We start from the raw sequence: 21,779 nt of genomic DNA on the forward strand, positions 1-21,779 counted from the left end.
CCGCAAGGGGTATGTATGTACTCAGGTCGAGGCCCAGGAATGGTTGCCGCCGACCTTGACCGAGCGGTTCAGTGGTAGCAGGTTGCGCAATGCCTGTTGGTATTGATCAAGTTCAATGAACTGCCATGAATGGATACGCGGCATGTTGTACAAGTTCATGATCTGGCGCAGGGTGCGCAGAGCCGGCAGGCGTTGATCGACAACATGGGTGAGCAGGTCAGGCCCTGTCAGGTAGCTTAGGCGCCTGGCGTAGCGATAGAAGCCAGCAGGGTCTTCGGCCAGGCTCGGCTTGCTGTCGTAGAAATCACTATTGGCCTGGAAGCGAGCGAGCATTTCCTCGGAAATTGCCTCGAGCGTGGGGTTGCCTGCATGGCTGCCGATCACGCTGGTGTTGTAGAGGCAGTTCATGCTCATTTTCTCGTTGGACATCGGCGGCGGCAGCAGTAGCCCATCCGCAGCAGTGAGCAGTGCAACCTGGTCAAGCGCTTCACCAGGGTTGCCGACGGGTTGCCCGCCGACCACCAGGGGCGGCTCGCCCGCTGCCAGCAGGTAGTCGTCCACATCCATGTACAGCCCACCTTCATGGTGCAGCATGGGGTAGCGCAGAACGTCGGAAGCTGAGGCGTAGTTGCACGCCACTCCGCCGTTACCGTCCAGCGCAGCCTGGTACTGGGCGTAGTATCGGCTTTGCTGGAAGGTGCGGAAGAAGGTTTGCTCTTCCAGCGGCAGCACCTGCAGGCCCGGGGCTTGCTCGGCGAGGAGACGCAGGTTTTCGGCATAGGCCGATGGCGACTCAGAGGAAAGAAACAAACGGATAATGTAGGCGCTGTCGTTGGCGCGTGCGGCGTTGCTTGCCAGGTTGGCGATGAGCGACGGGCCGATCACCTTGTCGCCAACCCAAAGGCAAGAGATCGTTTTCGGAATTGCCTGGCTGCTCTCGTCCGGCACTAGAGGAAAATCCACCGGCAGTGGCAAGTCGACGCCCAGAGCCCGAAGGGTGCGCATGCGTGTGGCGTTGCTGACTTCCCGTCCGGTACCTGCCGGCACCAGATCGTGGCTGCCAGGGCGGGCGATGTAGGCAGTCGGGTCGACTTCGTTGAGTGCGTATTCCTGAATGAAGGCGTCTCGCTCCATGTCGTAGATGACGCGTGCGTTGTAGGTATCGATACGCGCGTCGAGGTTATCGGGTGAGCCATCGTAGCGAGGCACCCGTATCACCGAATCGGCCACGGCCTGGTCGCCTTCCGGCAATGGCGGGATGGGGTCAGGGATGTGGAAGTACGGCGCGATATCGACGTCTGGCAGGTGCGGCGGCGAAAGTGGGCTGAGCGGGTAACCGAGCTGATCGTTGATGCGGCTTGGCACTACGAAACGCTGGCTCTTGCTTTCGAACAGTACCTTGCCGCGGGCGACCCCGTGCACGATCAGCGGCACGGCATTGAGCAAGCCCCAGGCGATGTCGGCCACCCCGTCTTGCCTGTCTTGCAGGCCCTTGCCATTGATGGCTTGGTCCAGCCCAAGGCCGAGCTGGGCGATACCACCAAACGCCAGAAGCGGTGCCAGGCCAGGTATCACAAGGCTCAGCGGCCCGAGCAGGTTGAGCGTGGTGTTCAGGTAGGTGCGCCAACGTGCCCTGGTGACGTCACTGTCGTTGGTGATGATGAAGTCGGCATCGTCGTAGCTGCGCTGGCGCTGCCGCTCAGCCAGGGCCTGGAACAGGTCGCCATCGATTCGGGGGCTGTATTTGCCAGGCCGATAGTTCACATAGTGGCGGGGCGACCAGGTGCCATCGTCGTTGAAAAAGCCGTGTTCCGGCGGCAAACGGTGCCTGCGGGGATATTCGCCCAAGCCTTCCAGGGCGGTATCGAGGCCACTGAAGTCCAGGCCCTGGGGGCCGTCGGCCAGCCTGAAATGCTGCCTGAGGGCCTGGCGGCTGGCGGGGGCCTTGCATTGTTGGCCAACCCAGTCCTTGAGTAGCGTCTCGCTGGCGAACTCTAGCAGCGGAGCGCTGTTGCCTGGGGCATAGAGCAGTGTCAGATCGCTGCTGGCGTCGTTGATGTACAGCAGGTCGGTTGCGGCGTAGCCATAAATGTTCAGGGTGCTCAGGCGCAGGCCCTGGCCGCGCGGCAGCAGGTCGGCTGCACGCCAGGCCAGGTGCCGTCCGGCGTCGCTGAGGCTGCCTTGTGTGACCTGAAGGTTGCAGGCTGCGATGAAATTGAGCTTGCTGGACAATCGGTAGCTGAGCAGATGGTTGCGCCAGTAATCGTCCAGCATGGCTTTGAATGGCGTGTGGAAGTCCAGCGCGGTAATGAACTGTTGAAAGGCCTCGGCAGCTATCGGAAGGTGCGTCGAGGCGTCGTAACGGGCGGGCTTGGTTCGCCGGAACAGGCCATTGAACACTTCGTAGGCCGCGCCAGAGTGATTGAGGGCTGGTGCCGGCAAGGTTTCGACCATGCGCAACGGGCCGTCGGGCAGGGTGCCGGCCCAAGAGGGCTTGATCAGGGCATCGAGCAGGTCATTGTTGGATTCACCTTGCCAGTTGCCCAGCACTGCCTGTGCCAGGCTCTGGCGCTGGGTCACTGCCGCCAGGTAGGCGCGCGGGCCATCAGCGCGGTAATGCAAGGTGACGACATCGATCTGTTCGGGGTCGAGGTCGAGGCCACGCTGGGCCAGCCACTGGCGGATCCGCCGATTTGCCTCGCGATCGGGGCGTGGCATGTTGCTCAAGTGGTCGCGGACGTACTGCACACCGCTGGCGTTGATTCTGCTGGCAGACATGGGGTTTACCTTGCTCGGTTGGAGGAACGGGCAAGGCTGCGACGTCGAGGCTCGCTGGCTGCGGTAGATATCTACAGGGATCGGCCTGGGGGCAGGCGCAATGGGTCGGGCGTGATGTCGCGCTCGGCGACAGGCTCTTCGCTGAAGCCGACCGGAACCCGGCCGCGCAGTTGCCAGGCAAAGGCAATGATCTCGGCAATGGTCAGGTAAAGCGCTTCAGGGATCTGCTCACCCAGTTCCAGGCGCGCCAACAGGCGCACCAGTTCGGCATTTTCGTAGATCGGCACTTCGTGTTCGCGGGCCAGCGCCAGAATCGCCTCAGCCAGCTCGTCATCGCCCTTGGCGGTCAAGGTCGGAGCTTGCTGGCCGTCATAGCTCAGGGCAATGGCCTGTCGAGGTTGCTTGTCGATCATGCAGTTTCATCCACCCAGCGTTGTTCTACCCGCGTGCGCGGGCCCTGTGGTGGAATGCCGGGGTGGCATTCCAGGTCGCCAACTTCCAGGCCGCGGGCCAGCAAGCGTTCGCGCAGAGCGCCGAGCTGGCTGTCGATCAGCCGCGCGGTCTGCTCGCGCTCGGCCCACAACTGACCGTACAGGCGTCCTTGAACCAGTTGTGCCTGGACTTGCAGCGGGCCCAGTGGGGCAAGATCAAAGGCCAGGTCGATCCGCCACAGCGCCTGCAGCGGGTCTTGTTGCTCACGCTGCTGACGCTCGGCCTGTTGTTCCGGGGTTTCTTCGCGCTGCAGCTTCACTTGCAGAGGGATGAACTCCTGGCCGTGGCGGACAGGTATTTCGGTTTGCCAGGTGGTCTGCAGGTTGCCGTTATCCAGCGTGCCGGATTGTTGCAGGCTGCTGAGGGCGTGGCTCTGCAGGCGCGAGATGGCGGCGGCGGCCAGGCGCAGCAATTGCTGGAGGTCGCCTTCGTTTTCCATGGCCTGCAGCAACCGTGATGGCAGCGGGAATGCGCCTGGCGGTGTCCTTGGGCTGACCCGGTCGAGCATGCCCAGTGCGCTGCGGGCCATGGCCGGCAGCGCCTGGGCCAGGGTGCTGGCGGCAGTCACCGGGCTGGCTGGCGCGCTGACCGAGGCCTGCGCCACCAGCCGCACCAGTTGTGCCTTGAGGTCGGTGGCCACGCTGGCGCTGATGCCGCCAAGCAACTTGGCCTCGAGAAAGGCGCCGCTGTTGCTCAAGGCTTGGGCGAGCGCCTTGCCGTCACTGAGTTGGCGGGCATCCGGCAGACTGGCCAGCAGGTTGCTGGCGGTGCTGCGCAGTTCACCGTCACTGCCCGGGCTGTTGGCAATCTGCTGCAGCGCGCCGAGCAAACCGGACAGGGAGGCCTGGCGGCCCTGCTGAGTCAGCAGCTGCTGGGCGATGTTCAATTGTTCCTGGCGACCGCTGAGTGGCACAAAGCGCAGCGACTGGTCGCCTTGCACCAGAGCGCTGAGCAGGCTGCCGATTGGCAATGGACGCGGGCTGTCGATGGTCAGCGTGGCTCCGGCCTGGGCAGTGTTGAGCAGGCTGACCAGTGAGCGGAAGCTGGCCACTTCGCCCGCCGTTTGGGGCAATGGCTGGTTGGTCAGGACCTTGCCCTGCAGCAGGGTGCCGACTGGCACCTTGCTGGTATCGAGCTGGGTGAGGGTGGCGACGTTGTTGGCACTGGCCTGCTGCACCATGACAGCCAGGCGGTTGCTCTCGGGCTGACTGACGGTGAACTGGCTGCCTTGCGCGAGCGGCTGGCTGGCAGTGGCTTGGACCTGGGTATGGCTGCCGCTGGCCTGGATCACTTGCAGCACCAACTGGAAGCTACTGCCGCTCTGGCGCATCGTCAGCACTTCGGCCTGGGCGGTTTCGCCGGGCTTGAGCAAGCCGGGTTGGGCCTGGGTCAGGTTGAGCAGCTCACCGGTCAGCTGGGCCTTGATCGCCTGCGGATTGATGGCGGTTTGTGCGCCGAGACTATTGATTTCAGTCATGATTGTATACAACCTGTGGAGCCCGCCCTCTTGGCAGCGTGGCAGCACATGTAATAATGCCTGCCGCCTGTCACTGCCAGTATAACGGCAGCGAGTGGGGCGACTTGAGAAGCATATAGATAAGGCGAATCCGTGACCCTTCACCTCCAAGCCGTGGGCCTGGCCTGCGAGCGCGACTGGCGCCTGTTGTTCGAGCACCTCGATTTCGAGCTGCGCCCCGGCGACATGCTGCAGATCAGCGGCCCCAACGGCAGCGGCAAGACCAGCCTGCTGCGCCTGTTGGCCGGGCTGATGCAGCCGACTGCCGGGCAGATCCTGCTGGGTGGCCAGCCGCTCGGCGAACAGCGCCACGCCCTGGCCAGCATCCTCCTGTGGATCGGCCACGCTGCCGGTATCAAGGACCTGCTGACGGCGGAGGAAAATCTGACTTGGCTTTGTGCGCTGCACCAACCGGCTACCCCTGAAGCCATCTGGTCGGCACTCGAAGCGGTCGGGCTGCGCGGTTTCGAAGACGTTCCCTGCCATACCCTATCTGCCGGCCAGCAGCGCCGCGTGGCCCTGGCCCGGCTGCACCTGGACAGCCCGCCGCTGTGGATCCTCGACGAACCCTTCACCGCCCTCGACAAGCAGGGCGTGGCCCAGCTCGAAGCGCACCTGGCCGCTCACTGCGAACAGGGCGGCACGGTGGTGCTGACGACGCACCACACGCTGGAACGCAAGCCGTCCGGCTACCGGGAACTCAATCTGGGGCAATGGGCGGCATGAGCGTATTCATCCTGTTGCTGCGCCGCGAAGCGCGCTTGCTATTCCGCCGCCCGGCGGAGTTGGCCAACCCGCTGGTATTCTTCGCCATCGTCGTGGCGCTGTTCCCGCTGGCGGTGGGGCCGGAAAGCCAATTGTTGCAAACCTTGTCGCCTGGACTGGTCTGGGTCGCGGCCTTGCTGGCCGTGTTGTTGTCGCTTGATGGCCTGTTCCGCAGCGACTTCGAGGACGGTTCGCTGGAGCAGTGGGTGCTGTCGCCGCACCCGCTGGCCATGCTGGTGCTGGCCAAGGTGCTGGCGCACTGGATCTTTTCCGGGCTGGCGCTGGTATTGTTGGCGCCATTGCTGGCGCTGATGCTGGGCTTGCCTAGCCACTGCCTGCCGGTATTGCTCAGCTCACTGCTGCTGGGCACGCCGGTATTGAGCTTGCTGGGCGCTGTTGGCGCGGCGCTGACGGTCGGTCTCAAGCGCGGTGGTTTGTTACTGGCGTTGCTGATTCTGCCGTTGTATATCCCTGTATTGATCCTGGGCAGTGGTGCACTGCAGGCGGCATTGCAGAATATGCCTGCCACTGGCCATCTGCTCTGGCTCGCCAGCCTGACAGCCCTGGCAGTTACCCTGGCGCCCTTTGCGATAGCGGCCGGCCTGAAGATCAGCGTCGGCGAATAACGAGTCCCGGGCTCTCAAGCCCGGCTAATACCCTGGATGTACCTGATGAAAATGAGCTGGACGTGGTTCCACAAACTGGGTTCGCCGAAATGGTTCTATGCCATCAGCGGCCGCATGCTGCCATGGCTGGCCGTTTCCGCCGTGCTGCTGCTGGTCACCGGCGTGGTCTGGGGCCTGGCCTTCGCCCCCGAGGACTACCAGCAGGGCAATAGCTTCCGCATCATCTATATCCACGTGCCGGCGGCGATGCTGGCGCAGTCCTGCTATGTACTGCTGGCAGTGGCCGGCGTGGTGGGGCTGGTGTGGAAGATGAAACTGGCCGATGTCGCCCTGCAGTGCGCGGCACCCATCGGTGCCTGGATGACCGCCGTGGCGCTGGTCACCGGGGCCATCTGGGGCAAACCGACCTGGGGCAGCTGGTGGGTCTGGGACGCACGGCTGACGTCGATGCTGATCCTGCTGTTCCTGTACTTCGGCATCATTGCCCTGGGCCAGGCCATCAGCAACCGAGACAGCGCGGCCAAGGCTTGCGCGGTGCTGGCCATTGTCGGCGTGATCAACATTCCGATCATCAAGTACTCGGTGGAGTGGTGGAACACCCTGCACCAGGGCGCGACCTTCACCCTCACCGAAAAACCGGCGATGCCGGCCGAGATGTGGCTGCCGCTGCTGTGCACAGCGCTGGGCTTCTACTGCTTCTTCGGGGCCGTGCTGCTGCTGCGCATGCGCCTCGAAGTGCTCAAGCGCGAGGCGCGCGCCAGTTGGGTCAAGGATGAAGTGTTGAACAGCCTGGGGCGGAGGGCCGCGCGATGAGTTTTGCTTCGTTCGGCGATTTTCTCGCCATGGGCCACCATGCCCTGTATGTCTGGTCGGCCTATGGCATCTGCCTGGCGGTGCTGGCGCTGAATGTCGCTGCACCGCTGCTGGCCCGCCGTCGCTACTTGCAAGATGAGGCGCGCCGTTTGCGCCGGGAGAACCACCAGTGAATCCGCAGCGCAAGAAACGCCTGTTCATTATCCTCGGCCTGCTGGTCGGAGTTGCGGTAGCCGTCGGCTTTGCCTTGAGCGCCCTGCAGCAGAACATCAACCTGTTCTACACCCCGACCCAGATCGCCAACGGCGAGGCGCCGCTGGACACGCGCATTCGTGCCGGCGGCATGGTCGAGAAGGGCTCGGTGCAACGTTCCTCCGATTCACTCGACGTGCGCTTCGTGGTCACCGACTTCAACAAGTCGGTGCCAATCACCTACCGCGGCATCCTGCCGGACCTGTTCCGTGAAGGGCAGGGCATCGTTGCCCTCGGCAAGCTCAATGGCGAGGGCGTCGTGGTGGCTGACGAAGTGCTGGCCAAGCACGACGAGAAGTACATGCCACCCGAGGTCACCAAGGCCCTGAAGGAAAGCGGCCAGGCGGCCAACGGTGCGGGGGCCAAGCCATGAACGCGGCACTGGTGATCCCCGAACTCGGTCAGCTGGCGATGATCCTGGCGATCTGCTTCGCCGCCGTGCAGGCCACGGTGCCGCTGCTAGGTGCCTGGCGGGGCGACAGCCTGTGGATGAGCCTGGCGCGCCCGGCGGCCTGGGGCCAGTTCACCTTCCTGGTGTTTGCCTTCGCGTGCCTGACCCACGCGTTCATGACCGACAACTTCTCGGTCGCCTATGTGGCCAGCAACTCCAACAGCGCCTTGCCGTGGTACTACAAGTTCAGTGCCGTCTGGGGCGCCCACGAAGGCTCGTTGCTGCTGTGGGCACTGATCCTCGGTGGCTGGACCTTTGCCGTGTCGATCTTCTCGCGGCAACTGCCGCAGGTGATGCTGGCCCGTGTGCTGGCGGTGATGGGCATGATCAGCGTCGGTTTCCTGAGTTTCCTGATCATTACCTCCAACCCGTTCCAGCGCCTGCTGCCGCAGGTGCCGACCGACGGCCGTGACCTCAATCCGCTGCTGCAGGACTTCGGCCTGATCGTCCACCCGCCGATGCTGTACATGGGCTATGTGGGCTTCTCGGTAGCCTTCGCCTTCGCCATCGCCGCGCTGCTCGGCGGGCGCCTGGACGCGGCCTGGGCACGCTGGTCGCGGCCCTGGACCATCGTCGCCTGGGCCTTCCTCGGCGTCGGCATCACCCTGGGCTCATGGTGGGCCTACTACGAACTGGGCTGGGGCGGCTGGTGGTTCTGGGACCCGGTGGAAAACGCCTCGTTCATGCCCTGGCTGGTGGGTACTGCGCTGATCCACTCGCTGGCGGTGACCGAAAAGCGCGGCGTATTCAAGAGCTGGACCGTGCTGCTGGCGATTGCTGCCTTCTCGCTCAGCCTGCTGGGGACCTTCCTGGTGCGCTCCGGGGTGCTGACCTCGGTGCATGCGTTCGCTGCGGACCCGGCGCGCGGCGTTTTCATCCTGATCTTCCTGCTGTTCGTGGTAGGTGGCTCGCTGACCCTGTTCGCCCTGCGCGCCCCGGTGGTCAAGAGCCAGGTCGGCTTCGCCCTGTGGTCGCGTGAAACCTTGCTGTTGGCCAACAACCTGATCCTGGTGGTGGCGGCTTCGATGATCCTGCTGGGCACCTTGTACCCACTGGTGCTCGATGCCCTGACCGGGGCCAAGCTGTCGGTCGGTCCACCTTACTTCGATGCCCTGTTCCTGCCACTGATGGCGCTGCTGATGGTAGTGCTGAGCGTGGGCGTGGTGGTGCGCTGGAAGGACACCCCCGGCAAGTGGCTGGCAAACATGATGACCCCGGTGCTGATCGGCAGCGCGGTGCTGGCGCCGGTCGCCGGCTTCGTCGTCGACGATCTCGACTGGCCGATCCTCAGCGCCTTCGCACTGGCGGCCTGGGTGGTGCTTGGAGGGTTGCGTGACATCGTCGACAAGACCCGCCACAAGGGCCTGACCAAGGGCGTGCAGGGCCTTTCCCGTAGCTACTGGGGCATGCAGCTGGCGCACTTGGGCCTGGCGGTGTGTGCCTTGGGCGTGGTGCTGTCGAGCAACAACAGCGCCGAGCGCGATTTGCGCATGGCACCGGGCGAGAGCGTCGAGCTGGGTGGTTACCACTTCCTGTTCGAGGGTGCCAAGCACTTCGAGGGGCCGAACTTCATCTCCGACAAAGGCACCATCGTGGTCAGCCGCGACGGCCGCGAAGTGACCACCCTGCACCCGGAAAAGCGCCTGTACACCGTGCAGCAGTCGATGATGACCGAGGCCGGCATCGATGCCGGTTTCACCCGGGACCTGTACGTTGCCCTGGGCGAGCCGCTGGAGAACGGCGCCTGGGCGGTGCGCGTGCATATCAAGCCTTACGTCCGCTGGATCTGGCTGGGCGGTCTGTTGACCGGCCTGGGCGGGTTGCTGGCGGCCTTCGACCGGCGCTATCGCGTCAAGGTCAAGACCCGGGTGCGTGAAGCCCTGGGCGTGTCTGGAGCTGCTGCATGAAGCGTTGGATCATGGTGGTGCCACTGGCGGTATTCCTGCTGATGGCGGTTTTCCTCTACAAGGGGCTGTTCCTGAAGCCCGACGAGCTGCCATCGGCGATGATCGGCAAGCCGTTCCCGGCGTTCGTCCTGGCGTCGACCCAGGGTGACCGCAACCTGACCCAGGCCGACCTGCACGGCCGGCCAGCGCTGGTCAATGTGTGGGCCACCTGGTGCCCGTCGTGCAAGGTCGAGCACCCGTACCTGAACCAGCTGGCCCAGCAGGGCGTGGTGATCCACGGCATCAATTACAAGGACGACAACGCTGCTGCGCAGAAGTGGCTGGCCGAGTTCCACAACCCGTACCAGCTGGATATCCGCGACGAACAGGGCAGCCTGGGGCTGGACCTGGGCGTGTATGGCGCGCCGGAAACCTTCCTCATCGACGCCAAGGGCATCATCCGCTACAAGCACGTCGGCATCGTCGATGCCGACGTCTGGCGCGAGCAGTTGGCGCCGCTGTACCAAGGCCTGGTCGACGAGGTCAAGCCATGAGGCGCTGGCTGGCAGCTGCCGTGCTGGGCATGAGCCTGGCCGGTGTGGCCAGGGCGGCCATCGATACCTACCAGTTCCGCGATGACGCCGAGCGCGAGCGTTACCAGCAGCTGACCAAGGAACTGCGCTGCCCCAAGTGCCAGAACCAGGACATCGCCGACTCCAACGCACCGATCGCCGCCGACCTGCGTCGCGAGATCTTCCGCATGCTCGGCGAAGGCAAGAGCAACCAGCAGATCGTCGACTTCATGGTCGACCGCTATGGCGACTTCGTGCGCTACAAGCCGGCGCTCAGCGGCCGCACCTGGTTGCTGTGGTTCGGCCCGGGCATCCTGCTGGCCGGTGGCTTCGTGGTGCTGGCGGTGATCGTTCGCCGTCGCCGTGGCCCGGCGTCTCAGGCTGCTCAGGAATTGTCCGTCGAAGAACGCGAACGTCTCGCCAAACTGCTGGAAAAAGAACAGACCCATGACTGAATTCTGGCTTAGCGCGGGCCTGCTGCTGCTCGCTGCCCTCGGCTTTCTGCTGATCCCGATCCTGCGTGGCCGTCGCCAGCAGCAGGAAGAAGACCGCACCGCGTTGAACGTCGCCCTGTACCAGGAGCGCGTCGCCGAACTGGCCGCCCAGCAGGCCGCCGGTGTGCTCGACGAGGCGCAAATGGCCAAGGGCCGCGACGAGGCGGCCCGTGAGCTGCTGGCCGACACCGAAGGCGCGGAACCCGCACGCCAGGGGCACCTGGGCAAAGCCCTGCCATTGCTGGCGGCGGTGTTGGTGCCAGTACTGGCATTGGGGCTGTACCTGCACTTCGGCGCAGCGGACAAGGTCGAGCTGACCCAGGAATTCGCCGCGGCACCGAAGACAATGGACGAAATGACCACGCGCCTCGAGCGTGCCGTGCAGGCACAGCCGGACTCGGCCGAAGGCCTGTACTTCCTGGGCCGGGCTTACATGGCCCAGCAGCGCCCGGCCGATGCGGCACGGGCCTACGAGCGCGCCGTGGCACTGGCCGGTCGCCAGCCCGAGCTGCTGGGCCAGTGGGCCCAGGCGCTGTATTTCGCCGCTGAGAAAAAATGGAGCGCGCAGGTGCAGGCGCTGACCGACGAAGCGCTCAAGGCCGACCCGAACGAAGTCACCAGCCTTGGCTTGCGGGGCATCGCCGCCTTCGAGGGCGAGCGCTACCAGGAAGCCATCGACTACTGGAACCGCCTGCTGGCGCAACTGCCCGAACGCGATGCCTCGCGGGCGGCGCTCCAAGGTGGCATCGACCGCGCCGCAGAGCGCCTGGGCAGCACCGGCAGCAAAGTGCAGGCCACTGCAGCCCGCCTGAAGGTGCGGGTGGAATTGGCGACGGCGCTCAAAGACAAGGTCAAGCCTGACGACACCGTGTTCATCTTCGCCCGTGCCAGTAACGGCCCGCCCATGCCGCTGGCGGCCAAGCGGGTCACCGTGGCGCAATTGCCGCTGGAGGTGGAATTGTCCGATGCTGACGCTATGCTGCCGCAGATGAAACTGTCCCAGTTCGCCGAAGTCCAACTGGTTGCACGCGTATCGCGCGCCGGCCAGCCGACCCGCGGCGAGTGGGTCGGCCAGGGCGCGCCCCTGGCCAATACCACCCAGGCCACCCAGCACCTGACCATCGACAGCCCAGACCAGTAAGAGAACAATGCCATGCACAGCACCGTCCGCCTGACCCTGATCACCCTGGCCCTGGGGTTGTCCGCGTGTACGGCGCATCAACCCTATGAGCAGCCATCGCCGCCGATCGAGACAGTGCCGCCGCATCAGGGGCCTGCGGTGAAACCGCTGCCAGGTGGTCAACCATCGACACAGCCGAGCAAGCCTGCGGCGATTCCCAAGCCGATGCCACGCACCTCCGCCAGCTTCGCACCACCGCCGGGTGGTGCCAGCCATTGGGATCCGAAGCTCGGGGTGTATGTGCTGGAGAACAAGACCAATGTCTTTTACCGGCAGCGCACCTACTACCGCTATGACAATGGCTGGAGCTGGTCGCTGAACCCGGACGGCCCATGGCAGGAAACCGACAGCAGCGGTGTACCCGGCGGGCTGGGGCGCGCTTACGGGCAGTAATTGTAGGAGCGGCGTTGTGTCGCGAAAGGGCCGCGAAGCGGCCCCCAGGATTTCGGCGACAGAGCATCGATTGCTGGGGCTGCCTTGCAGCCCTTTCGCGACACAAGGCCGCTCCTACTGACCTGATAACCCATACAGTACAGTTTCCCCTTATTTTTCGATTGACTGTACTGGCCGTTGACTCCGCATAATGCCCTTTCGAATTGACTCGGAGGTGGCATGAGCAAGACAGTCCTGGTACTGGTAGAAACCGTCGATGATTACTTGCCATTACTCGAAAAGGCCGGCTACCGCCTGATTCGTGCCCCCTCCCCGCAAATGCGCGCCGACGCCATCCAGCGCCATGCCGGCCAGATAGCCGCCGTGCTTACCCGTGGGCCGCTGGGCCTGACCGCCGCTGAAATCGCCGCCTTGCCCAAGCTGCAGATCATCTGCGTGATCGGGGCTGGCTACGAGCAGGTCGACCTGGCCGCCGCTGCCGCCCGTGGCATCACCGTCACCAATGGCGCCGGCGCCAACGCCGCGGCAGTCGCCGACCACACCCTGGCCATGCTGCTAGCGCTGTTGCGCGACATCCCTCGCGCCGATGCCAGCACCCGTCGTGGCGAGTGGAACCGGGTGATCAGCCCGTCGGTCAGCGGCAAGCGCCTGGGCCTGCTAGGGCTCGGCGCGGTCGGCCAGGCCATCGCCCAACGCGCCAGCCTGGGCTTCGACATGAATATCAGCTATCACAGCCGCACCCCGCGAACCGACGTGCCTTACACCTGGTATGACAGCCCGTTGCACCTGGCCGATGCCGTCGACATCCTGGTCGTTGCCACCCCGGGTGGCGCCAACACCCGCCATCTGGTCGATGCCCAGGTGCTCGAGGCACTGGGCGCAGAGGGTTACCTGGTGAATATCGCCCGGGCCAGCGTGGTCGACACCCAGGCGCTGGTATCAGCCCTTGAACAAGGCCGGCTTGCCGGTGCCGCACTCGATGTGTTCGATGACGAACCCGCCGTGCCAGATGCCCTCAAGGCCCTCAGCAATACGGTGCTCACGCCCCATGTGGCCGGCCAGTCGCCCGAGGCCGCTCGTGACACCGTGGCCCTGGTGCTGCGCAACCTGCAGGCTTTTTTTGCCGGCGAACCGGTGCTCACGCCGGTCCGCGCGTAACTCTTTCGATACCCACCCGGCATTGCCCGGATCACAAGGAGCGTTTGATGCAACTCGAAATCTTCCAGGTCGATGCCTTCTCCGCTGAGCCTTTTGGTGGCAACCCGGCGGCGGTGATCCCGTTGCAAAGCTGGCTGCCGGACGATGTGCTGCAACGCATCGCCGAAGAGAACAACCTGTCGGAAACGGCTTACTTCGTGCGCAATGGCGAGACGTTCGACCTGCGCTGGTTCACCCCCACCGTTGAAGTCGACCTGTGCGGCCACGCCACACTGGCCTCGGCCTACGTGCTGTTCGAACAACTGGGCGAGCAAGCCGAAGTGCTGCGCTTCAACACCCGCAGTGGCGAGTTGCGGGTCAGCCGTGGCGCCGACGGCCTGCTGGCCATGGACTTCCCGGCCAAGCAGCCGCAAGCCGTGGAGGTGCCGGCCGGCTTGCTGGAGGCGCTGGGCCTGAGCGCGGCGAAGGCCGTCTACCGCTCCGACGACTATGTGGTAGTGGTCGATGACGCCGCGCTGCTCGACCCGCTGAAGCCCGATTTCGTCGCCTTGTCGGCATTCGACGTGCGTGGCATCGCGGTCACTGCCGCTGGCCGTGGCTACGACTTCGTCACCCGTTGGTTCGGCCCGCGGGTCGGCGTCAATGAAGACCCGGTCACGGGCTCTGCGCATACCTCGCTGGCGCCGCTGTGGGCCGAGCGACTGGGCAAGTCCTCGCTGAGCTGCGAGCAGGGGGGGGCGCGCAAAGGGCAGTTGCACTGTGAAGTCCCAGGCAATGGCCGGGTGATCATTAGTGGGCGTGCGGCGTTGTACCTGCGCGGTAGGGTGTACATCTGACCGAACGGATAGGCTGAGGGCTCCGAGCTGTGGGGCCCGATCTATACTTGCTGACCCAATCTGCAAGGAGCCCCATCATGACCCTGGAAAAAAACGGCAGCTGCCTCTGCGGTGAAACCCGTCTGCGGGTCACTGTCGACAATACCCACATCAGCGCCTGCCATTGCAACATGTGCCGCAAATGGACAGGCGGCCCGCTGCTGGTCGTGGACTGCAGCCACACGCCGGTCTTCGAGGGGCGGGCGCCGGCGGTCTACGACTCGTCCGAGTGGGCCCAGCGTGGTTTTTGCAGCCGTTGTGGCACGCACCTTTTTTACCGGCTCAAGGACAAGGACCACTATGCGGTCCCGGTAGGCCTGCTGGATGGCGACGAGGCCTGGGATTTCGACCTGCAGATATTCGTCGAGCAGAAACCCGCCTGGTATTGCTTTGCCAACCCGACCAAGGAATTGACCGGCGAGCAAGCCTTCGAGCAGTTTGGCTGAGCCATTTCCCACAGGAATGCCCGCATGCGCAAAGATCCTTTGCCGTCGGCCCTGCACAGCGTTAGCCTGCGCGCATCCACGAACAGGAGCGGAAAGCGTGAAGCGCGGTGTGATGTATGCCGGCGGGGCCGGTGCGTTATGGGGCATGGTACTGATGGTTCCGGAGCTGTTGCCGGAGTTCAACCCGATGCTGCTGAGCAGCGTGCGCTATGCGATGGTCGGCCTGATCTCGTTGTTGCTGGCGGTGCCGATGGCCCGGCAGCTGCGCCAGTTGACCCTGGCGGATGGCTGGATGCTGCTGCGCCTGGCAGTGATCGGCAACCTGCTGTACTTCATCTGCCTGGTGGCGGCAATCCAGCGCCTGGGCGTGGCACCTGCCTCACTGATCGTCGGTGTGTTGCCGCTGACCATCACCCTGTATGGCCGCAACGACAGCGGTGCAGTGCCGATCCGGCGGCTGGTCGGCCCGCTGGCGCTGATTCTTGCCGGCATGCTGTGCATCAACCTGGAGACCTTTGCCTTCGCCCCGGGCGACATCGGCGACAAGCTCATGGGGCTATTCTACGCCTTGGCCGCGCTCGCCTGCTGGACCTGGTACGCGGTGCAGAACAGCCGTTATCTGAAGCAGAGTGGGCATTTCGACAGCCACCAGTGGTCGGTGTTGATCGGCGTGCTGACCGGCCTGAGCAGCCTGCTGATGGTGGCCGCCCTGGCGATGTGGCAGCCGCAGCAGCTGCAAGTGGAGGCACCGATGGCGCGTTGGTGGCTGTTCTGGGGCGCTTGCCTGGGCTGTGCAGTGCTCGGTTCGTGGCTGGCTACGGCGCTGTGGAACGCTGCGTCCAAACGCTTGCCGCTGACCTTGAGCGGGCAGCTGATCGTATTCGAGACCCTGTTCGCGCTGTTGTATGCCTTCCTCTGGCGGCAAGCCGGGCCGAGCCTGCTGGAAGCGGCAGCGATCATGCTGGTGATTGGCGGGGTGTTGTGGTCGATGCGTCAGCATGGAACACCACGTGAGCTTGCCAAACCGGTTCATTCCTGAGAAAAGGGCGCCCTTGAATTCCAGCGTTGGAGCTTGCCCATGAGCAGCGAACTGCAGATCACCGAACTCGTCGAAGGCGACGGCAAAGCCGCCGTCAAAGGCGCCCTTATCACTACCCAGTACACCGGCTGGCTGGCCGACGGCAGCGAATTCGACTCGTCGTGGTCGCGTGGCAGACCGTTCCAGTGCGTGATTGGCACCGGCCGTGTCATCAAAGGCTGGGACCAGGGGCTGATGGGCATGCGCGTGGGTGGCAAGCGCAAGCTGCAGGTGCCGGCGCACCTGGGGTATGGCGAACGTAGCGTGGGGGCGATTCCGCCGAATTCGGACCTGACCTTCGAGATCGAATTGCTGGAAGTGCTGACGCGGGATGATTGAGTAGTCCGCTTCCTACACTTGGCGGAAAAGGACTACACGATCTGTTGGTTTGCATCTGATTGTGGTGTTTTTGCCAGACGGCTAACCTTGCAGCTCTCAACGAGTCAAGAGGGTGCCATGCCCATGAAATCGCACTTTTCCTCGAAGGTTATCCGTGAAGCGAACGCTCTGCTGGTGGCGTCGGGTGGCCGAATGGAAGTTCCTCTGCCACGGGAACTCGCAGGTGTTCTAACGAGTACTCGGAAAACCCGTTCGGAGCTGAACGCGGCGTTTGAAAGCGCATACACACGTCTACGGAAGGACTAACAGTCTCATGGCCGATGGCTGTTACAACCACATCTACTCGGTCCTTGTGGAAAGTGATCAGGATACGCTCGGGATCATTGCCTACTCGTTGTACAAACGACAGAAAATTGAGTTTATCCAGTCCTTCAAGGTCAAGCATGACAGGGAGCCAAGAGACGAAAACATGGCTCCGTTTCACGATGTCAGTAACAGCCCTACGCAGCTGGAAAGCTATCGCAATCAGGCGAGCCAGCTTGTTCAGGGGTTTCTGGACGCATCGATTGCCACCCAGGCTGCTGAGCTCGATCGCTTCTATTCCGAAAAGGCCAGCATCGAAATCAGAAATGCCAAACCAGGATTTTGGCTGGGCGTCGCTCAGAGTCTCGTCGGCTCTGTTCTCTTCGTTTTCTTGCTCGGGTTTCTCGTGTTCTTTACCTGGAGTCTGAACCAGGGGCCGAAACAGGTGATCGAGCAGGTCTTCGATGTGGTCATCACCGATTCGCACTCGACATAATTCCGCAACACGCATGCTCTAACGTAATCCTTGCCTAGGGAACGGCATCCACACTCAAGGAGGAACCAAACGGGTTGCGGACACTCTGAGTCCTGCTCGTTGCCAAGGATGGCAATCACTAACACGGATGCCCTGCGGCATGGGCCGCGGGGCAATGTGGCGGGTACCCAGATACCTTTTGCCACAAGAGCCTGCCTACATGAAGTTGCCATCTTTCATTCGACGTCGCCGCCACCTGTTGCTCAGCCTGGCCCTCGTCGCTGCGGCTGCGCCGCTGGCACTGGAAGTGGTCGAAAGCCGCGCTCAACCGGTCGACGGCACCCAGACGCTGGTGTTCCTGCGCCATGCCGAAAAGCCTGGTGAAGGCCTGGGGCAACTGAACTGCCAAGGCCTCAATCGCGCGCTGGACCTGGCGACCTTGCTGCCGGAGCGTTTCGGCAAGGCGGATTACGTGTTCGCGGCCAACCCCACGCGGCATGTCGAGGAAGGGAGTCAGGACCAGAGCTACAGCTACATCCGCCCGCTGATGACCATCAGCCCCAGCGCCATTCGCCTGGGTTTGCCGGTCAATATCGACTTCGCTGCCAACGACACCGAAGAGCTCGCCGACGAACTGGTCAGCGAGAAGTACCGCAACGCCACGGTCTATACCGCCTGGTCCCATGGCTACCTGCCGGAACTGATCAATGCCGTGGCCGGCAAGGCGTTGGGTGATGAGCGGGTGATCACCGAAGACTGGAATGGCGATGATTTCGATACCCTCTACGTCCTTACCCTGACCTGGCACGACGGCAAGGCCAGCCTGCTCAGCCGCAACGTGCGCCAGGGCCTCAACGGCGGCGCCCATAGCTGCCCGACCTGATCCGCTGTTACTGTCTTGGCAGGGAAGCCATGACAGGGAAGGGCAATGACGCAACGGGTGACGGTAATCGGTGGTGGCGTTGTCGGCCTGGCCACGGCCTATGCGCTGGTGCGCGAAGGCCTGCCGGTGGTGCTGGTTGAGGCGCGAGACCAGTTGGCCTCGGCGACCAGCTTTGCCAATGGCGGGCAACTTTCCTATCGCTATGTGGCGCCGCTGGCCGACGCCGGTGTGCCGTGGCAGGCGCTTGGCTGGTTATTGCGGGGCGACTCGCCACTGCGCCTGCGCTTGCGTCTGGATGCTGCCCAATGGCGCTGGTTGCTGGCGTTCGTGATGGCTTGCCGCAGCAGCGTCAATCGCCGTAACGCCGCACAGCTGCTGGAGCTGGCCTTGCACAGCCAGGCCATCCTGAAACGCTGGCGTGAAGACGACGGCCTGAGCGACTTTGCCTGGCGGCAGAACGGCAAGCTGGTGGCCTTTCGCAGTGAGCGGGCGTTCGCCCATGGGCGTGAGCATCTGCTCGATCCGGATCGTCAACGAGTGCTCGGTGCCAGCGACGTCAGGGCGCTGGAGCCGGCGTTGGCGGATGCGCCCTTTATCGGCGCCGTGCTGACCCCGGATGAAGAAGTCGCCAATTGCCATCGCTTCTGCGAGCGGCTGGCAGAGCGCTTGCGCGCATCCGGGCGGTGCCAGTTCCTGCTGGGCAACCCGGTCACGCGCCTGATCACACGTGATGATCAGGTGGTGGCACTGCAACTGGGGCGTGAACAGATGGATGTCGAGCGCCTGGTGTTGTGCGCCGGTCATCGAAGTGCCGGGCTGGCGCTGCCGGGGTTGCGACTGCCGGTCTACCCACTCAAGGGTTACAGCCTGACGGCACCGATAGCCACGGAGCATCGGGCGCCTGAGCTAAGCATTACTGACTACGAACGCAAGATCGTCTACGCGCGGCTCGACGAGCAACTGCGAGTAGCAGCGATGGTGGATATCGTCGGCTACGACGAAACGGTGGATGCGCGCAGGCTCGACAGCATGCGCCGGCAGGCGCTGGAGACGTTGCCGCGGGCGGCGGATTACGCGGGGGCGGTGGAATGGGCGGGGATGCGACCGGCGACGCCGACCGGGGTACCCATCGTAGGGGCTTGCGCCTATCGCAACCTGTGGCTGAACCTGGGGCATGGAGCTTTGGGGTTTACCTTGGCCTGTGGCAGCGGGGAGCGGTTGGCTCGATTACTGTGTTGACATGTGCCGGCCCTTTCGCGGGGCAAGCCCGCTCCTACAGGTCCAGCGCGATTCTGTAGGAGCGGGCTTGCCCCGCAAAGAGGCCGGAACAGACGAAGCGGTATTAACGCCCGAACTTCATCGGCCAGCCCAGCACCTTCTTCGCCCGCGGTGTGGCATAGGTGCGCACCTTGGACGTGCTGAGCCCCATCCGCACCAGCGACTCGGCAATGGTCACCGCCGCGCTCACGCCGTCGACCACAGGCACTCCTGTACGCTGGCGGATCTGCTCATCCAGCCCGGCCATCCCGCCACAGCCCAGGCAGATCACCTCAGCCTTGTCGTCACGTACGGCACGTTCGGCTTGCTCGACGATGGCCTCCACCGCGCGTTGCGGGTCTTCTTCCAGTTCCAGCACAGCCAGGCCACTGGCGCGCACCGAGGCACAATGGTCATACAGCCCGGACAGCTTCAGGCGGTCCTCGATCAGCGGCACGGTGCGGTCAAGGGTGGTCACCACCGAATAGGCGTGGCCCAGGTACATGGCGGTGCTGGCGGCGGCATCGGTGATGTCCACCACTGGCACGTCGAGTAACTCCTGCAGGCCTTCGCGGCCATGCTCGCCGTAGCCAGCCTGAATCACGGCATCGTAGGGGCCGTCGTAGGCCAACACCCGGTCCATCACGGCGATGGCGGCCAGGTAGCTTTCGAAATTGCCCTCCACCGATTCGGCGCCGAACCAAGGGGTCAGGCCGATGATTTCCGTGCCGGGCGCAGCGACGCTGCGCGCCTGCTCGGCGATGGCCTCGGTGATGGCTTCGGTGGTGTTGACGTTGGCGATCAGAATACGCATGGGCAGTCCTCCTTGATCAATGGCTGCTGTGGTCGACGGCGATGCACTCGCCGCTGACATCGTGGTATTGGCGGTTGCGCGGGGCGATCAGCAGGTACACCGCGGCAGCGATGCCGGCGCCGATCAGCCAGGAAAACGGCGCAATGCCATGGAAGTTCGGCACCAGCGCCAGGATGATGGCCAGCAGTGCCGCGGGCACGAAGGCAACCACGGCGCGCAGGTTGATGCCCTTGCTGTAGTGGTAGGCACCGGTCGGGTGTTCGGTGTACAGCTCCGGCACGTTGATGCGGCCTTTGCGCAGCAACCAGTAGTCGGCCATGATCACTCCGTACAGCGGGCCGAGCAGGGCGCCCAGGCCGGACAGGAAGTACACGATTACCAGCGGGCTGTTGTAGAGGTTCCAGGGCAGGATCAGCACCGCCAGGGTTGCGCTGATCAGCCCGGCGCGGCGGAAGTTGAGGTGGCGGGGCGCCAGGTTGCTCAGCACGAACGCCGGCGCGACGAAGTTGGCCATGATGTTCACCGCCACGGTGACGATCAGGAAGGCCAGGCAGCCGAGCACCAGGAACGGGGTGCTGGGGATGCTGGCGACGATCTGGGTCGGGCTGTCGATGATCTGGCCGTTGATCTGGAACTGCGCGCCGCACAGCACCACGGTGATCATGGCGAACACCAGGATGTTAACCGGCAGGCCCCAGAAGTTGCCGACGCGGATGGTCTTGCGGCACGGCGAGGAGCGGGCGAAGTCGCAGAAGTTCAGCACCAGGGTGCCGTAGATCGCCAGCCACAGGGCGCCACCGGCGAAGATGTTGCGCCACATCTCATAGCCGGTCAGCGGTTCGGCCACCGACCAGGCGATGCGCGCATCGGCCCTGAAGTACATGAACACCGCCAGGCTGGCCACGGTCAGCAGGATCACCGGGCCGGCGAAGGCCTCGTAGCGGCGCACCATCTCCATGCCGTAGGCGAGGATCACCAGCTGCACCAGCCAGATCGCCACGAAGCACACCCAGCCCAGGCTAGACAGGCCCAGGATGCTGTCGTGGTCATAGGCGGCGACCTGCGGCCACACGGCAGTGAGCAGCACGCGCAGCACCACCGAGGCCAGGTAGGTCTGGATGCCGAACCAGGCGATGGCGATGACCGCATGGATCAGCGCCGGGATCTGCGCGCCATGGATGCCGAAGGCAATGCGGCTGATCACCGGGAACGGTACCCCGGTCTTCTGTCCCATGTAGCCGGACAGGTTCATGAAGAAGTACACCAGTGCCGCGCCGATCGCCAGCGACAGCAGGATCTGCCAGCCACCCAGGCCAAGGGCGAACAAGCCCATGGCGAAGGAGTAGTTGGCAATGTTGTGCACATCGTTGGTCCACAGCGCAAAGATGCTGTAGCGGCCCCAGCGGCGGCCTTCGATACGGGTGGGGGCAAGGTCTCGGTTATGCAGGCGTGGGCTCAATGCGAGCGGCGGCATCTCGCCTGCAAGGGTAGAAGAGGGGCTGGTGCTGGCGACGGATAGTTCAGGGGCAAGGTCGAGGCTGGTACTCATTCCGGCAGGCTCCTGATGCACGTGGACTGCGATGAGCGGGCATGCGCACGGGCTCGCCATCTCGTCGGTGCAGCTTGGCATCACTGGGTTCTGGGCGCGGCGGCCGGTGTTGTGCCGGCGTCGCGAGTTTTTGTGTATTTATGTTCCGTAAGGTTTGTATACAAAACACGAACACACAAAAGCGAGTTCCATGCCAGAGAAAAACGAGTTGGCGATGGCCATTAGTTTGAATCTAAGCGATTGAAAATTAAGTTTATGAAATGAAGGGAATATAAGCTGACCAAATGAACAGGTTTAATTTTCAAGTTGGCTTGTTAGTTGATCATTTGGTCAGAATTAGTTGCGCGGGATGTGTAACGTATTGGGGCGTTACCTAGAAAACTG

23 protein-coding genes are annotated in these 21,779 nt (G+C 63.8%); 18 read left to right on the forward strand and 5 right to left on the reverse strand.

Going from position 1 to position 21,779, the window contains the following annotated elements; genetic code table 11:
• Positions 1-21 precede the first annotated feature (21 nt).
• The 3 genes from ACLEJU_RS25140 to fliK all read right to left on the reverse strand — a co-directional run bounded on the left by ACLEJU_RS25140 (position 22) and on the right by fliK (position 4,747).
• A complete protein-coding gene (locus ACLEJU_RS25140) occupies positions 22-2,778 on the reverse strand; it encodes a dermonecrotic toxin domain-containing protein (protein WP_435423729.1) in 2,757 nt (918 codons plus the stop codon).
• Positions 2,779-2,849: 71 nt separating this feature from the next.
• Positions 2,850-3,191, reverse strand: a complete 342-nt coding sequence (locus tag ACLEJU_RS25145) for an EscU/YscU/HrcU family type III secretion system export apparatus switch protein (protein WP_435423730.1) — start codon at positions 3,189-3,191, stop codon at positions 2,850-2,852.
• Positions 3,188-4,747 carry a flagellar hook-length control protein FliK gene (gene fliK, locus ACLEJU_RS25150; RefSeq protein ID WP_435423731.1) on the reverse strand — a complete coding sequence of 520 codons (1,560 nt, stop codon included), beginning with the start codon at positions 4,745-4,747 and terminating at the stop codon, positions 3,188-3,190. Before fliK ends, ACLEJU_RS25145 begins: the two co-directional genes overlap by 4 nt.
• Positions 4,748-4,879: 132 nt before the next feature.
• Between fliK and ccmA the strand changes: the two genes are divergently transcribed.
• The 18 genes from ccmA (at position 4,880) to ACLEJU_RS25240 (ending at position 19,014) form a co-directional block, all read left to right on the forward strand.
• On the forward strand, positions 4,880-5,512 hold the full coding sequence (gene ccmA, locus ACLEJU_RS25155) for a cytochrome c biogenesis heme-transporting ATPase CcmA (RefSeq protein WP_435423732.1): 633 nt from the start codon (positions 4,880-4,882) through the stop codon (positions 5,510-5,512).
• Complete coding sequence (ccmB, locus tag ACLEJU_RS25160) at positions 5,500-6,177, forward strand: heme exporter protein CcmB (protein ID WP_435423733.1); 678 nt, start codon at positions 5,500-5,502, stop codon at positions 6,175-6,177. Before ccmA ends, ccmB begins: the two co-directional genes overlap by 13 nt.
• A gap of 45 nt (positions 6,178-6,222) precedes the next feature.
• Complete coding sequence (locus tag ACLEJU_RS25165) at positions 6,223-6,990, forward strand: heme ABC transporter permease (RefSeq protein WP_159411485.1); 768 nt, start codon at positions 6,223-6,225, stop codon at positions 6,988-6,990.
• On the forward strand, positions 6,987-7,163 hold the full coding sequence (gene ccmD / locus ACLEJU_RS25170; RefSeq protein WP_103446517.1) for a heme exporter protein CcmD: 177 nt from the start codon (positions 6,987-6,989) through the stop codon (positions 7,161-7,163). Before ACLEJU_RS25165 ends, ccmD begins: the two co-directional genes overlap by 4 nt.
• A complete protein-coding gene (ccmE, locus tag ACLEJU_RS25175) occupies positions 7,160-7,615 on the forward strand; it encodes a cytochrome c maturation protein CcmE (RefSeq protein ID WP_435423734.1) in 456 nt (151 codons plus the stop codon). Before ccmD ends, ccmE begins: the two co-directional genes overlap by 4 nt.
• 11 nt (positions 7,616-7,626) lie before the next feature.
• Positions 7,627-9,600 carry a heme lyase CcmF/NrfE family subunit gene (locus tag ACLEJU_RS25180; protein ID WP_435423757.1) on the forward strand — a complete coding sequence of 658 codons (1,974 nt, stop codon included), beginning with the start codon at positions 7,627-7,629 and terminating at the stop codon, positions 9,598-9,600.
• Positions 9,597-10,133, forward strand: a complete 537-nt coding sequence (locus tag ACLEJU_RS25185; protein WP_435423735.1) for a DsbE family thiol:disulfide interchange protein — start codon at positions 9,597-9,599, stop codon at positions 10,131-10,133. The genes ACLEJU_RS25180 and ACLEJU_RS25185 overlap by 4 nt, the downstream gene beginning before the upstream one ends.
• Positions 10,130-10,606, forward strand: a complete 477-nt coding sequence (locus tag ACLEJU_RS25190) for a cytochrome c-type biogenesis protein (RefSeq protein WP_435423736.1) — start codon at positions 10,130-10,132, stop codon at positions 10,604-10,606. The genes ACLEJU_RS25185 and ACLEJU_RS25190 overlap by 4 nt, the downstream gene beginning before the upstream one ends.
• Positions 10,599-11,786, forward strand: coding sequence for a c-type cytochrome biogenesis protein CcmI (gene ccmI / locus ACLEJU_RS25195; protein WP_435423737.1), 1,188 nt, complete (start codon positions 10,599-10,601; stop codon positions 11,784-11,786). Before ACLEJU_RS25190 ends, ccmI begins: the two co-directional genes overlap by 8 nt.
• Positions 11,787-11,798: 12 nt before the next feature.
• On the forward strand, positions 11,799-12,218 hold the full coding sequence (locus ACLEJU_RS25200; protein WP_435423738.1) for a hypothetical protein: 420 nt from the start codon (positions 11,799-11,801) through the stop codon (positions 12,216-12,218).
• 219 nt (positions 12,219-12,437) lie between these two features.
• Positions 12,438-13,376 carry a 2-hydroxyacid dehydrogenase gene (locus tag ACLEJU_RS25205; RefSeq protein ID WP_435423739.1) on the forward strand — a complete coding sequence of 313 codons (939 nt, stop codon included), beginning with the start codon at positions 12,438-12,440 and terminating at the stop codon, positions 13,374-13,376.
• A gap of 47 nt (positions 13,377-13,423) precedes the next feature.
• Positions 13,424-14,212 carry a PhzF family phenazine biosynthesis protein gene (locus ACLEJU_RS25210; protein ID WP_435423740.1) on the forward strand — a complete coding sequence of 263 codons (789 nt, stop codon included), beginning with the start codon at positions 13,424-13,426 and terminating at the stop codon, positions 14,210-14,212.
• Positions 14,213-14,289: 77 nt separating this feature from the next.
• Entirely contained in the window at positions 14,290-14,697 is a 408-nt protein-coding gene (locus ACLEJU_RS25215) for a GFA family protein (RefSeq protein WP_435423741.1), read from the forward strand.
• A 97-nt stretch (positions 14,698-14,794) separates the two neighbouring features.
• Complete coding sequence (locus ACLEJU_RS25220) at positions 14,795-15,736, forward strand: DMT family transporter (RefSeq protein ID WP_435423742.1); 942 nt, start codon at positions 14,795-14,797, stop codon at positions 15,734-15,736.
• A gap of 39 nt (positions 15,737-15,775) precedes the next feature.
• Positions 15,776-16,114 (forward strand): FKBP-type peptidyl-prolyl cis-trans isomerase, encoded by a 339-nt coding sequence (locus tag ACLEJU_RS25225; RefSeq protein ID WP_435423743.1) that lies wholly within the window; start codon positions 15,776-15,778, stop codon positions 16,112-16,114.
• Between the two features lie 313 nt (positions 16,115-16,427).
• Complete coding sequence (locus tag ACLEJU_RS25230) at positions 16,428-16,913, forward strand: hypothetical protein (RefSeq protein ID WP_435423744.1); 486 nt, start codon at positions 16,428-16,430, stop codon at positions 16,911-16,913.
• Positions 16,914-17,112: 199 nt separating this feature from the next.
• Positions 17,113-17,775, forward strand: coding sequence for a histidine phosphatase family protein (locus ACLEJU_RS25235; RefSeq protein WP_435423745.1), 663 nt, complete (start codon positions 17,113-17,115; stop codon positions 17,773-17,775).
• Between the two features lie 45 nt (positions 17,776-17,820).
• Positions 17,821-19,014 carry a D-amino acid dehydrogenase gene (locus ACLEJU_RS25240; RefSeq protein WP_435423746.1) on the forward strand — a complete coding sequence of 398 codons (1,194 nt, stop codon included), beginning with the start codon at positions 17,821-17,823 and terminating at the stop codon, positions 19,012-19,014.
• Positions 19,015-19,117: 103 nt separating this feature from the next.
• Here the strand turns inward: ACLEJU_RS25240 and ACLEJU_RS25245 are convergent, their stop codons facing one another.
• Both ACLEJU_RS25245 and ACLEJU_RS25250 read right to left on the reverse strand, forming a co-directional pair.
• Positions 19,118-19,846: an aspartate/glutamate racemase family protein gene (locus ACLEJU_RS25245; RefSeq protein WP_435423747.1), complete on the reverse strand. Its 729-nt coding sequence runs from the start codon at positions 19,844-19,846 to the stop codon at positions 19,118-19,120.
• 16 nt (positions 19,847-19,862) lie between these two features.
• A complete protein-coding gene (locus ACLEJU_RS25250; RefSeq protein WP_435423748.1) occupies positions 19,863-21,395 on the reverse strand; it encodes an NCS1 family nucleobase:cation symporter-1 in 1,533 nt (510 codons plus the stop codon).
• Between the last annotated feature and the right edge of the window lie 384 nt (positions 21,396-21,779).

Source organism: Pseudomonas sp. SMN11, assembly GCF_052041945.1.
In the GTDB taxonomy this organism is placed as follows: domain Bacteria; phylum Pseudomonadota; class Gammaproteobacteria; order Pseudomonadales; family Pseudomonadaceae; genus Aquipseudomonas.